At 58.8% G+C, this 400-nt stretch carries 1 protein-coding gene; it reads right to left on the bottom strand.

The genetic code is table 11. The annotated features are described in order from the left end of the window. A partial coding sequence (locus ACWTU8_RS33200) for a patatin-like phospholipase family protein (protein WP_455851427.1) occupies nucleotides 1-262 on the bottom strand: 262 nt, incomplete at its 3' end. Nucleotides 263-400 lie beyond the last annotated feature (138 nt).

Here is a 400-nt window from a genome sequence, read left to right as displayed (position 1 = left end):
GCTCAGCCAGTTTGCCGGCGAGATAACAGCCGCCGACCAGTGCGCCGATGGAGGTGCCCGCGATCATCGACACCTCGATGCCGGCTTCATCGAGTGCGCGCAACACGCCGATATGAGCCCAGCCTCTTGCGCAACCGCCGCCCAAAGCGAGCGAAATGCCTGTCTTCTTGGAAGATTTCGTTTCGGATGCGCCGCCGGAAGAGGTCAGGCCGTTGGCCTCCCTGACATCCGGTCTGTTCCGCAATGACGCCCACTCGAGCATCATGATCTCCCTTGTCCCAAGACTAATATACGGACAGGCCGTATCGAAATGATGAATCTGTGTGGTCGGCGTGAGGCAGAAGGTTCAAGACGATGGTTTCCGATAGGTGATTTCCGCATCGAACAGCGGCTTGCTGCC

The organism is Mesorhizobium sp. BHbdii, from assembly GCF_053848045.1.
The sequence above is the reverse complement of the archived record's forward strand: the minus strand, read 5'-3'. Positions and strand labels throughout refer to the sequence as shown.